General features: G+C 53.0%; 14 protein-coding genes. 13 read left to right on the plus strand and 1 reads right to left on the minus strand.

The annotated features are described in order from the left end of the window. Positions 1-60: 60 nt before the first annotated feature. The 9 genes from OGX80_RS03720 to adrA all read left to right on the plus strand — a co-directional run bounded on the left by OGX80_RS03720 (position 61) and on the right by adrA (position 9,167). Positions 61-744 (plus strand): extensin-like domain-containing protein, encoded by a 684-nt coding sequence (locus OGX80_RS03720; protein WP_115181923.1) that lies wholly within the window; start codon positions 61-63, stop codon positions 742-744. A 169-nt stretch (positions 745-913) separates the two neighbouring features. Beyond that, positions 914-2,107 (plus strand): multidrug efflux MFS transporter, encoded by a 1,194-nt coding sequence (locus tag OGX80_RS03725; protein WP_012133614.1) that lies wholly within the window; start codon positions 914-916, stop codon positions 2,105-2,107. 172 nt (positions 2,108-2,279) lie between these two features. Beyond that, positions 2,280-3,044, plus strand: coding sequence for a gluconate 5-dehydrogenase (idnO, locus tag OGX80_RS03730; RefSeq protein ID WP_115181922.1), 765 nt, complete (start codon positions 2,280-2,282; stop codon positions 3,042-3,044). Positions 3,045-3,067: 23 nt separating this feature from the next. After that, the gene (locus tag OGX80_RS03735; RefSeq protein WP_024130608.1) at positions 3,068-4,357 is read left to right on the plus strand and encodes an MFS transporter; all 1,290 of its coding nucleotides are present in this window, start codon (positions 3,068-3,070) and stop codon (positions 4,355-4,357) included. 83 nt (positions 4,358-4,440) lie between these two features. After that, positions 4,441-5,433: a DNA-binding transcriptional regulator IdnR gene (idnR, locus tag OGX80_RS03740; protein ID WP_024130607.1), complete on the plus strand. Its 993-nt coding sequence runs from the start codon at positions 4,441-4,443 to the stop codon at positions 5,431-5,433. Positions 5,434-5,663: 230 nt separating this feature from the next. Next, a complete protein-coding gene (gene iraP / locus OGX80_RS03745) occupies positions 5,664-5,924 on the plus strand; it encodes an anti-adapter protein IraP (RefSeq protein ID WP_012133608.1) in 261 nt (86 codons plus the stop codon). A gap of 159 nt (positions 5,925-6,083) precedes the next feature. Beyond that, a complete protein-coding gene (phoA, locus tag OGX80_RS03750; protein WP_012133607.1) occupies positions 6,084-7,499 on the plus strand; it encodes an alkaline phosphatase in 1,416 nt (471 codons plus the stop codon). 142 nt (positions 7,500-7,641) lie between these two features. After that, a complete protein-coding gene (gene psiF, locus OGX80_RS03755) occupies positions 7,642-7,962 on the plus strand; it encodes a phosphate starvation-inducible protein PsiF (protein WP_012133606.1) in 321 nt (106 codons plus the stop codon). A gap of 107 nt (positions 7,963-8,069) precedes the next feature. Next, positions 8,070-9,167: a diguanylate cyclase AdrA gene (adrA, locus tag OGX80_RS03760; RefSeq protein ID WP_012133605.1), complete on the plus strand. Its 1,098-nt coding sequence runs from the start codon at positions 8,070-8,072 to the stop codon at positions 9,165-9,167. Positions 9,168-9,182: 15 nt separating this feature from the next. On the opposite strand, the gene proC is transcribed toward adrA, so the two are convergent. Further along, on the minus strand, positions 9,183-9,992 hold the full coding sequence (gene proC / locus OGX80_RS03765; RefSeq protein WP_047458533.1) for a pyrroline-5-carboxylate reductase: 810 nt from the start codon (positions 9,990-9,992) through the stop codon (positions 9,183-9,185). A gap of 138 nt (positions 9,993-10,130) precedes the next feature. On the opposite strand from proC, the gene OGX80_RS03770 reads away from it, so the two are divergent. The 4 genes from OGX80_RS03770 (at position 10,131) to OGX80_RS03785 (ending at position 12,473) form a co-directional block, all read left to right on the plus strand. Beyond that, positions 10,131-10,589 (plus strand): YaiI/YqxD family protein, encoded by a 459-nt coding sequence (locus OGX80_RS03770; RefSeq protein ID WP_012133603.1) that lies wholly within the window; start codon positions 10,131-10,133, stop codon positions 10,587-10,589. Positions 10,590-10,770: 181 nt separating this feature from the next. Further along, on the plus strand, positions 10,771-11,316 hold the full coding sequence (aroL, locus tag OGX80_RS03775; protein ID WP_047458531.1) for a shikimate kinase AroL: 546 nt from the start codon (positions 10,771-10,773) through the stop codon (positions 11,314-11,316). A 26-nt stretch (positions 11,317-11,342) separates the two neighbouring features. Then, complete coding sequence (yaiA, locus tag OGX80_RS03780) at positions 11,343-11,534, plus strand: protein YaiA (protein ID WP_012133601.1); 192 nt, start codon at positions 11,343-11,345, stop codon at positions 11,532-11,534. Positions 11,535-11,795: 261 nt separating this feature from the next. Further along, complete coding sequence (locus tag OGX80_RS03785; RefSeq protein ID WP_012133600.1) at positions 11,796-12,473, plus strand: AroM family protein; 678 nt, start codon at positions 11,796-11,798, stop codon at positions 12,471-12,473. Positions 12,474-12,484: the final 11 nt, after the last annotated feature.

Consider the following 12,484-nt stretch of genomic DNA (forward strand, 5'->3'; position numbering starts at 1 on the left):
CAAAACGTCGGATTCGCGGGCTTCTGCCATAATGTTTAAGGGAATCAGAGAGGAGGGGGCGTGAAAGGTAAGGGTTGGCTTGCGATTGTGCTGCTGGGGGCCGTGGGTGTGGTGGGTTACCGCTCTCTTCCGTCGCATTACAATCCTTTTGTTCCCCTGCAACTGTCCGATCCTCCGGGCTGGCTCACCAAATTCAAACTACAGCGTCTGACGCCGCAACAGTGCCAGGGATTACTTGAGCAGGCCAATCGCCAGGGAATGATCTCGTCGCAAACCGTCGCTGACAGCGCGGGCGAATGTCCGCTGTCAGACGTGGTACGGGTCAGGCATTTTGGCTCCGTGTCGTTGAGTAGCAGTTTCCTGGCCTCTTGCCCGCTGGCGCTGAGTTCTGCGCTGTTTGTGGCGCGCCAGGCGAAACCGCTAACCCAGTCGTTTATGGGCAGTCAACTGATCAGTATTGAGCACCTTGGCAGCTATGCCTGTCGCAATATCTATCACCGGGCGGATGCGCGTCGCAGTGAACATGCCAGCGCGCAGGCGTGGGATATCAGCGGTTTTCAACTGGCGGACGGTCGAAAAGTTACGGTTCTGCGGGGATGGAAGGATGAGAAAACCGCCCCCTGGCTGCGCGCGATGCTTAACGCCAGTTGCACTTATTATGGCAATGGACTGGGGCCGGAGTACAACGCCGCGCACGCCAACCATTTCCATCTCGGTATGCGCGGATACGGGCTTTGTCGTTGAAGCATAAATCCCTGTTCTGAGCGGGTATATAATGTGACATATTTCACAAATCTGATGAACGGGGAGATAAAATAGCAAAATAGAGGTTACCGCATCTCTGGAACCGCTTCTGCTGGCGCAACTTGCTAAGCTGGTGAGCGTTTTCAGCTATTTATCGTTATGAGCACTTATGGAATCCTGGAAGGTTAATCTTATCTCCGTCTGGTTCGGCTGCTTTTTTACCGGGCTGGCGATCAGCCAGATCCTGCCATTTTTACCGCTGTATATCTCGCAAATGGGCGTCACTTCGCATGAAGCGCTCTCCATGTGGTCTGGCTTAACCTTCAGTATTACCTTTCTCATCTCCGCGATTGTTTCGCCCATGTGGGGCAGTCTGGCTGACCGTAAAGGCCGCAAACTGATGCTACTGCGCGCATCGCTCGGCATGGCGATCGCGATTTTACTTCAGGCGTTTGCGACCAATGTCTGGCAACTGTTTCTTTTGCGCGGCGTCATGGGGCTTACCTCCGGGTACATTCCTAACGCGATGGCGCTGGTGGCTTCGCAGGTGCCGAGAGAGCGTAGCGGCTGGGCGCTCAGTACGCTTTCCACCGCCCAGATCAGCGGGGTGATTGGTGGGCCGTTAATGGGCGGAGTTATTGCCGATCATATCGGGCTGCGGGCGGTCTTTTTTATTACTGCCACGCTGTTGATGGTGAGCTTTCTGGTAACGCTGTTTTTAATTAAAGAGGGCGTTCGTCCGACTCTCAAAAAGAGTGAACGACTGAGCGGCAAAGCGGTTTTTGCCTCATTGCCCTATCCGGGTCTGGTGATTAGCCTGTTTTTCACGACGATGGTGATACAGCTCTGTAACGGTTCGATCAGCCCCATCCTGGCGCTGTTTATCAAATCCATGCTGCCGGACAGCACGAACATTGCCTTTTTGAGCGGATTAATTGCGTCGGTGCCCGGCGTTTCAGCGCTCATTTCCGCCCCCCGCCTTGGCAAACTTGGCGACAGGATCGGGACGGAAAGGATTCTGATGGCGACGCTGGTCTGTGCCGTGGTGCTGTTTTTCGCCATGTCGTGGGTGACGACGCCGTTCCAGTTGGGGGTTCTGCGTTTTCTGTTAGGTTTTGCCGATGGCGCGATGCTGCCTGCCGTACAGACCTTATTGGTGAAGTATTCCAGCGATCGAATAACCGGCCGTATCTTTGGTTATAACCAGTCGTTTATGTATCTCGGAAATGTGGCCGGGCCGCTGATGGGGGCATCCGTATCGGCGATGGCGGGCTTTCGCTGGGTATTTGTCGCGACGGCGCTCATTGTGCTGGTGAATATCTGGCAACTGGCGATTGCGTTGCGCCGCCGTCACGCTGCCTGAGATCCGCTGCTAATCGTGATCATGTGCAGAAAGCATTCTGTACATGATCCCTTCTTTGCTACCAAATCCAACGTAGATCACAAATTGACCATTAGTTGTGTAAGAGAACTTCTTTTTTCTACTGTTACGCGTATACAGTTACGCGTAACAGCTATCGAAAAAGAGGTTTTTGATGAAAAGTATTTTTAGTCTTGCAGGTAAACGCGCATTGATTACGGGGTCAGCGCAGGGAATCGGTAATTTGCTGGCAAGGGGGCTGGCAGAGCATGGCGCCAGCCTGTTGATTAACGACATTACGCAGCAGCGGGCGGAACAGGCCGCGAGCACACTGACGGCTCTGGGTTATGACGCCGTGGGTTATGGGTTTGATGTCACTCACGCGGCGGAGGTGGAAAAAGCGATTGCGCATATTGAGCAGGAAATTGGGGCGATTGATATTCTCATCAATAATGCCGGTATCCAGCGTCGTTACCCCCTGACGGAATTTCCTGAAGCAGAGTGGGATCGCGTTATTGATGTCAATCAGAAATCCGTCTTCCTTGTTTCTCAACAGGTGGCCAAATATATGATGGCGCGCCGGGAAGGGAAGATTATTAATATTTGTTCCATGCAGAGTGAATTAGGCCGGAAAACAATTACACCCTACGCTGCTTCAAAAGGCGCGGTGAAAATGTTGACGCGAGGAATGTGCGTGGAACTGGCGGAATATAATATTCAGGTTAACGGTATTGCGCCGGGCTATTTTGCCACAGAGATGACGGAAGCGCTGGTGAACGACGACGCCTTTTCCGCCTGGCTGTACCAGCGTACGCCCGCCGCGCGTTGGGGAAAGCCGGAGGAGTTGATTGGCGCGGCGGTTTATCTTGCGGCCCCGGCCTCGAATTTTGTTAACGGTCATATTCTCTTCGTCGACGGCGGAATGTTAGCTGCGGTATAGACTCATTATCAAAAGGAATGTGTATGAACGCTCTTGCTAAATTACCAGCCCGGCGCTGGTGGTATTTAATGCCGATTATTTTTATTACTTACAGCTTAGCGTATCTCGATCGCGCCAATTATGGTTTTGCCGCCGCGGCAGGTATTGAAACCGATCTGGGTATTACGAAAGGAACCGCATCCTTAATTGGCGCGCTTTTTTTCCTCGGGTATTTCTTTTTTCAGGTGCCGGGAGCTTTGTACGCCGTTAAACGCAGCGTACGGAAAATGATCTTTTTCAGCCTGATCCTGTGGGGAATATGTGCCGCCGCGACGGGGTTTGTCAGTAATATTCCCATGCTGATGGCGATCCGTTTTACTCTTGGCGTGGTTGAGGCGGCGGTGATGCCAGCCATGCTGATTTATATCAGCAACTGGTTTACGAAAACCGAGCGCTCGCGGGCGAATACCTTTTTGATTTTGGGTAATCCGGTCACCGTGTTGTGGATGTCGATTGTCTCTGGTTATCTGATTCAGGCCTGGGGATGGCGCGAGATGTTCATTATTGAGGGCATCCCGGCGGTACTGTGGGCATTTTGTTGGTGGGTGCTGGTTCGTGATAAACCGGCCGATGCCAGCTGGCTGACGGCGGAGGAAAAAGAGACGCTGCAACAGGCGATGGATCGTGAGCAAACCCATATTAAACCGGTACGTAACTACGGCGAAGCCATGCGCTCGCGTAACGTTGTCATGCTGTGCGCGGTACATGCTTTGTGGAGTATCGGCGTGTACGGATTCATGATGTGGATGCCATCCATCCTGAAATCAGCGGCCCAAATGGATATCGTATCCGTCGGCTGGCTGGCCGCCGTGCCTTATCTGGCGGCGATCTGTCTGATGCTTACCGTGTCGTGGTTATCGGATAAGTTTCAGAACCGTAAGCTGTTTATCTGGCCGTTGCTGCTGATTGCCGCCATCGCTTTCTTATGTTCCTGGCTGTTGGGGAGCAACGCTTTCTGGCTCTCTTATGGATTACTGGTGGTTGCCGCAGCCTGCATGTACGCGCCTTACGGCCCGTTTTTTGCCTTAATTCCTGAACTGTTGCCGCGTAATGTGGCGGGCGTGTCGATGGGCTTAATCAACAGTTTCGGCGCGTTAGGGGCATTCCTCGGCGCATGGCTGGTGGGGTATCTCAATGGCCTGACGGGCGGGCCGGGCGTTTCGTACACCTTTATGGCGATTTCCCTGCTGGCCTCGGTGGTATTGATGTATAACGTGCGCGCTAATCAGGCGCCGTCGTCCACATCCTTACAAACCGGGAAAGCGGTGGGCTAATCCGGCCGGATAAGATGCAGTCCCTCGCTGGCTGTGTTAAGGTTCTCTGCGAATTGATCACGCTGTCTTTCGCAGAGAACTTCATGAAAAACAATCGGATGACCTTGCAGGATATCGCCACGCTGGCTGGGCTAAATAAGATGACGGTAAGCCGTTATCTTCGCGATCCCAATCAGGTCTCGCAGCGTAGCCGCGAGCTGATTTCGAAGATCATGGAGGAGAATAATTATATTCCCAATCGCGCCCCCGAGATTTTGCTTAATGCGCGCAGTAAAACGATCGGGGTGCTGATTCCCTCCTTTCGCAACCAGATTTTTGCCGATGTCCTGGCGGGGATTGAGTCGGTGACTTCCGCTCATCAATACCAGACGCTGATCGCTAACTATGAATATGACCCGGAGCGGGAAGAGCGCGAAGTGCTTAACCTGCTCTCCTACAACATTGATGCGCTGATTCTGACCGGAAAACAACATACTGAACGTATGGTGCAGTATGTGCGCGCCAGCGGTATCCCCGTGGCGGAGTTAATGGATATCACCGAGCATTGTCTGGATATGCAGGTTGGTATTGATAACGAAAAAGCCGCGTGGGATATGACTCAGGCGTTTCTGGAGGCGGGAAAACGCGCCGTGGCGTTTTTCGGCTCAATGGACGACCCGCGTGATGTCAGTCGCTATCGCGGCGTTGAGCGTGCGCTGAACGAACAGGGGTTACAGCCTTACCATGTGGTGCCAAAAGCCATTTCGTCACTGGCCTTAGGTCGTCAGTTGTTTTTGCAGACGATGCGCGACAGACCGGATATTAACGCGATTTTTTGCACCAATGACGACTTAGCCGTTGGCGCGCTGCTGGAGTGTCAGTCGCAGCAGATCCCCGTTCCGCAACAGGTTGCTATTGCCGGATTTCATGGCCTGGAAATCGGCCGCGCACGTTTGCAAAAAATAGCGAGCGTGATTACCCCCCGCTACGATATGGGAAGCGTAGCCGCAGATATGCTGATTAAACGTCTGGGCGGAAAAGAGACGCTGGACAGGGTCAATCTGGGATATCAAATATATTATGGCGATACGCTTTAAGTTAAATTCTGGCGTATTTACCATAACTTTAATTTATGTAATGGCGTGACTATTTATACCCTGATTTTTTACGGTTGAATTATTTTCTCGCGAGAAACGTTTCGCTCCATTTTGTCAGCACATTATTTACAGAAAGTCTTTCCTTTATCATAAAAATACTACTTTTACCCTCTAGGCAGTCGTGAACCATAATGATAACGTCAGCATTCCTCGGATAAGGAAATACGGTCATGAAAAATCTCATTTCAGAGTTGTTGCTGAGGCTCGCCCAAAAAGAAGAAGAGTCGAAAGAACTGGTTGCTCAGGTAGAAGCGTTAGAGATTATTGTCACGGCGATGCTGCGTAATATGGCGCAAAATGAGCAGCAGAAGCTCATTCATCAGGTTGAGGATGCGCTCGACGGCGTAAAGCCGGATGCCAGCGTTCCAGATTACGATACGGAATTGCTGCGCCAGTATGTAAAAAAGTTACTGAGGCATCCTCGTAGCTGATCGTATTCAGAGTAAACACTGTCATAACCTTGTCACGTCAGTTACCTATAGTCGCTTTGTTTTTATTTTACTGTATTTATACCCGTTGTACTTCAGGTTGCATATGCATTGGCTTTCTGTAACCCGAATTATTTAGGGTAGGCACATGGAGAAAATAAAGTGAAACAAAGCGCTATTGCTATTGCCCTGTTACCTCTGCTGTTTACCCCCATTACGCATGCCAGGACGTCCACGATGACGGTGCTGGATAATCGTGCCGCACAGGGAGATATTACCACGCCGGGCGGGGCGCGCCGATTAGCGGGCGATCAAACGGCGGCGCTGCGAGATTCGCTGAGCGATAAACCGGCCAAAAATATTATCCTGCTGATTGGCGACGGTATGGGTGATTCTGAAATCACTGCGGCGCGAAATTATGCGCAAGGGGCCGGCGGCTTTTTTAAAGGAATTGATGCTTTACCGTTGACCGGGCAATACACCCATTACGCGCTGGATAAAGAAACGGGTAAACCGGATTACGTCACAGACTCCGCCGCGTCGGCAACGGCGTGGTCGACGGGAGTTAAAACCTATAACGGCGCGTTAGGCGTCGATATCCACGAAAAAGATCACACCACGATCCTGGAGATGGCCAAAGCGGCAGGTCTGGCGACGGGCAACGTCTCGACCGCAGAATTACAGGATGCGACACCCGCCGCGTTAGTCTCCCATGTAACCTCACGCAAATGCTACGGCCCCAACCTTACCAGCACTCTTTGCCCGACAAACGCGCTGGAGAAGGGTGGAAAAGGGTCGATCACCGAGCAACTGCTGAATACGCGGGCGGACGTTACGCTTGGTGGCGGCGCGGCCACCTTTGCTGAAATGGCGACAGCAGGCGAATGGCAGGGGAAAACGCTGCGTGAGCAGGCGCTGGCGCGGGGATATCAGCTGGTGAACGATGCCGACTCGCTGAAGGCGGTAACGGCGGCAAATCAGGATAAGCCGCTGCTGGGCTTGTTCTCCGACGGCAACATGCCGGTTCGCTGGGAAGGCCCGAAAGCCTCTTATCACGGCAACCTTGAACAACCTGCGGTGACCTGCAAGGCAAACCCGCAGCGCGATGATACCGTGCCTACGCTGGCGCAAATGACGGACAAAGCGATTGAGCTGTTGAGTAAGAATGAAAAAGGTTTCTTCTTGCAGGTTGAAGGCGCGTCTATCGATAAACAGGATCACGCCGCCAACCCATGCGGGCAGATTGGTGAAACGGTCGATCTGGACGAAGCCGTACAGCGTGCGCTCGCATTCGCTAAAAAAGAGGGCAATACCCTGGTTGTGGTGACTGCCGATCATGCGCATTCCAGCCAGATTATCGCGCCGGAAAGCAAAGCGCCGGGACTGACGCAGGCGTTAAATACCAAAGATGGCGCGGTGATGGTCATCAGCTACGGCAACTCGGAAGAGGAGTCGCAGGAACATACCGGCAGCCAGTTGCGCATTGCCGCATACGGCCCGCATGCGGCGAATGTCGTCGGATTAACGGACCAGACCGATCTGTTCTACACCATGAAAGCGGCGTTGGGACTGAAGTAAACGGACTCCTGACGGCAATACTTTTGCCGTCAGGTGGTATTTTCGTCGTCAGCAGCCAGACTTAGAGTTAGCCTCCTTCGGTTACGGCGCACGTAACCAGAAGGATGACGTGTAGTGTCAACACTCACAGAAGGATGGTGCTATGAAAATAACATTACTGGTTACCCTGCTGTTTGGGCTGGTTTTTTTAACCGCCGTCGGCGCTGCCGAGAAGACATTAACCCCGCAACAACAGCGTATGACGAGCTGCAATCAGCAGGCGACGGCGCAGGCGTTAAAAGGGGATGCGCGTAAGACCTACATGAGCGATTGCCTGAAAAACAGTAAATCCGCCCCTGGTGAGAAAAGCCTGACGCCGCAGCAACAGAGAATGCGTGAGTGCAACCAGCAGGCGACGGACCAGTCGCTGAAAGGCGACGATCGCAGCAAGTTTATGAGTGCCTGTCTGAAAAAATCCGCATAGTGCTAACGGGTGAGCTGAGAAAATCACTCACCCGAAATTTCATACTTCCTTCACAATCCCCCTCTCTATAATTTGGGAAAATTGTTTCAGAATGTTCCCAAAAAATAATGAATGATGAAAACTTTTACAAAAAAGCGGTCGCACAGAGTGAGCCACCTCACTCTCCTCAAAATGACCATCAACGCTCCGGGCTGCGATTCGCCAGGCGGGTGAGACTGCCGCGTGCGGTAGGACTGGGATGGATGTTTCTCCCGATCGCCGCCGTACTGGCTTCACAACCGATTGCGGGAGGATGGTGGTTGTTTCTGGTCGGCTGGTCTTTCGTCTGGCCGCACCTGGCGTGGCAACTGGCGAGTAAAGCCATCGATCCCTTAAGCCGGGAAATATACAACTTAAAGGCGGACGCCATTCTTGCTGGCGTCTGGGTTGGGGTGATGGGCGTCAACGTGCTGCCCTCCACGGCTCTGCTGATGATGATGTGTATGAATTTGATGGGCGCGGGAGGGCTGCGGCTCTTTATTGCCGGTATGGTGTTAATGGTTGTGTCATGTCTGGTGACGTTACAGCTGACCGGAATTACCGTGGCTTTTCGCAGCGCGCCGCTGGAGTGGTGGTTCTCCCTGCCGGTGATTGTGATTTATCCCTTGCTGTTTGCCTGGGTGAGTTACCAGACGGCGACTAAGCTGGCGGAACATAAACGCAGGCTACAGGTGATGAGCATGCGGGATGGCATGACCGGGGTCTATAACCGGCGTCACTGGGAAATATTGTTGCGTAATGAATTTGATAACTGTCGCCGCTACCACCGGGACGCCACGTTGCTCATCATCGATATCGATCACTTTAAGAGCATTAACGATACCTGGGGGCACGATGTCGGAGATGAGGCGATTATTGCCCTGACGCGCCAGTTGCAGATGACGCTGCGCGGCAGCGATGTGATAGGACGTTTTGGCGGCGACGAGTTTGCGGTGATCATGTGCGGTACGCCAGCGGATAACGCGATTGCCGCGATGTCGCGGGTTCATGAGCGATTAAACGCGTTACGCCTGCCGTGCGCGCCACAGGTTATTTTGCGCATCAGCGTGGGCGTTGCGCCATTGACCACGCAAATCGGACACTACCGGGAATGGCTGAAATCGGCGGATATGGCGCTTTATAAAGCAAAGAACGCCGGACGTAACCGTACCGAAGTGGCGGCCTGACGTCCGGCAACTGGCTCAGGACTTACTGAGTTTCTCTGATTTTTCCATACACTTCGCCATCGCTTCGATAATCGACGCCCGGAACCCTCGCTCCTCCAGCACCCGAACGGCTTCAATGGTCGTCCCGCCAGGCGAGCACACCATATCTTTCAGTTCACCCGGATGTTTACCCGTTTCGAGCACCATTTTGGCGGAGCCCATTACGGCCTGCGCGGCGAATTTATAGGCCTGCGCGCGAGGCATTCCGCCCAGCACTGCGGCATCGGCCATCGCCTCAATAAACATGAAGACATAAGCCGGAGCGGAACCGCTGACCCCAACGACGGGGTGGATCATCGACTCGGCAATCACTTCCGCTTCGCCAAAGCAGCGGAAAATGTTCAGCACGTCAGCGGTATCTTCCGGCGTGACCAGCGCATTTGGCGTTATGGAGGTCATGCCCGCGTTGACTAAAGACGGCGTGTTTGGCATCGCGCGAACAATTTTGCGATCGTGCCCCAGCGCGCGCGCCAGCTGATCGAGCGTGACCCCCGCAGCGATAGAGACGACTAATGAGTCCTTGTTCAGGCTGGAGCTGATTTCGCTCAGCACTTTAATCATGATGCCCGGCTTCACGGCGCCGAAAACGATATCCGCAACCTGCGCGACGTCCTGCGCACTCTGCGCCGCATTGATGCCGTACCGATCGTGCAGCGCGGCGACGTTATCCGGGGACGGGGTATAGACCCAGATTTGCCCGGGGAGAACCTGACCGCTGGCAATCAGGCCGCCCAGAATGGCTTTTCCCATATTACCGCAACCGATAAAACCGATTTTCTTCTCCATTTCGTCACTCCCTATGCGTATTTTTAGTTGGGGTTATTAGCTTAACGTGGATTGAAAGTCTCATGAAGGAGAAACAGCACTTTGACGGAAGACAAAAGCACGAGACAATAGACGATTGCACATGAGCCTGGAGCGGTTATGACAATATGGGTGGATGCGGATGCGTGTCCGAATGTGATTAAAGAGATTCTGTACCGTGCGTCTGAACGTATGCAGATGCCGCTTATTCTGGTGGCGAACCAGAATTTACGCGTACCGCCTTCGCGTTTTATCCGCACACTGCGCGTACCCGCCGGATTTGATGTCGCTGACAACGAGATTGTGCGTCAGTGCGAAGCCGGAGATTTGGTCATTACGGCGGATATCCCGCTGGCCTCTGAAGTGCTGGAAAAAGGGGCGGCGGCGCTGAATCCACGCGGCGAGCGCTATACGGAGTCAACGATCCGTGAACGCCTGACAATGCGTGACTTTATGGATACCCTGCGCGCCAGCGGGATTCAGACGGGCGGGCCGGACAGCCTTTCTCCGCGCGATCGCCAGCATTTCGCCGCTGAGCTGGATAAGTGGTGGCTGGAAGTCCAGCGCAGAACGCGCTAAATGTACTGTTATTTTTACACTTTGCTGCTGATGATTTCTTGTTATAGTAAGCGCGTACAATCTTTCACGGTTTTTGTGGAATGATTTATTTACATTTAACGATGTACTAGTTTGGTGGTATGATTATTACTTTGATGACATCAGATCCCGCACCTTTGCGGCTCTCTGGGGAAAGCCCGCTATGACGCAACCTCTCTTTCTTGTTGGCCCTCGCGGCTGTGGTAAAACAACAACCGGTATGGCGCTTGCGCAGGCAGTGGATTTCCAGTTTGTTGATACCGATCGGTGGTTGCAATCGCACGTCCAGATGACGGTTGCGGAGATTGTTGACCGGGAAGGGTGGGACAGCTTTCGCGCCAGAGAAACAGCAGCGCTGAAGGCGGTTACCGCGCCGTCAACGGTGGTTGCGACGGGGGGAGGGATCATCCTCACCGAATACAATCGTCGCTATATGCGCGAAAATGGCATTGTGATTTATTTAAGCGCACCAGTGTCCACGCTGGTGAACCGGCTGGAGGCCGCGCCAGAAGAGGGACTGCGCCCGACGCTAACCGGCAAGCCCTTAAGTGAAGAGGTGCAGGAAGTGCTCGAACAGCGCGACGCGCTGTATCGTGAAGCTGCGCATTACATCATCGATGCGAGCCATGCCCCTGACCAGGTTGTTTCTGAAATTCTTGCGGCGTTGTCGCAGGCGGCGCAACGATTGCAGGGCGGCGTCTATAATTAAAGTTCATCCAGTAAAAAGGAAGAACTATGCCAACAAAACCGCCTTATCCCCGGGAAGCGTATATCGTCACCGTTGAGAAAGGAACGCCAGGTCAGACGGTGACCTGGTATCAGCTTCGCGCCGACTATCCCGAACCTAACGCACTGATCAGCGAGCATCCTTCCGCGCAGGAAGCGATGGACGCCAAAACGCGCTATGAAGATCCTGATAAAAGCTGATAAATCCTGACGTGTGGAACGCCCGGCAAGGCGCCTGAGTCACGTCACAACGTACTTGCATCACACTTTTCACTCATTGCCGCATTCTGCTAAAACTGAAAATTAAGCGATAACAATATACTACTGGAGTGATTTGGAATCTTTACACAATGCATTGCCGATCTCCTGCTACGCTTTTCTGCATTTGTAGCGCAGGGCAGGTAAGTGTTCAGGCATTTACCCGGGAATTAACGACGAAGTAAAAAGAAGGTGGAACAGAAAATGAGTGCGTCGTTGGCTATCCTCACGATCGGCGTTGTGCCAATGAGCGAAGTGCTGCCGCTTCTGACGGAGTATATCGATGAGCAACATATTACCCATCATAGTCTGTTGGGTGAGATCAGCCGTGAAGAGGTGTTGGCGGAGTACGCCGTCGAGGCCGGAGACGATCCGCTATTAACGTTGCTCAGTGATAACCAAATCGTCCATGTTTCGCGCCAGAAAGTGGAGCGCGACCTGCAAAGTATTATCGAAGTGCTGGATAACCAGGGCTACGATGTCATTTTATTGATGAATACCGCCGCGATTAACAGTATGACCGCGCGTAACACGATCCTGCTGGAGCCGTTGCGTATTATCCCGCCGTTAGTGGCGTCGATTGTTGATGGCCACCAGGTGGGCGTGATTGTGCCGGTTGAAGAGTTACTGGATGTACAGGCGAGAAAATGGCAGGTCTTACAACGTCCTCCGGTCTTTTCTTTGGCGAATCCCGTGCAGGGATCGGAACAACAACTGATTGATGCCGGTAAAGATTTGCTGGAACAGGGCGCGGATGTGATCATGCTGGATTCCATTGGATTTAATCAGCGTCATCGTGATTTATTGCAAAGAGCGCTGGATGTTCCGGTCTTGCTCTCTAATGTATTGATTGCACGGCTGGCTTCGGAATTACTCGGTTAATTTTGCGTGAC

Source organism: Citrobacter sp. CK194 (assembly GCF_030333395.1).
Classification (GTDB): domain Bacteria; phylum Pseudomonadota; class Gammaproteobacteria; order Enterobacterales; family Enterobacteriaceae; genus Citrobacter_B; species Citrobacter_B koseri.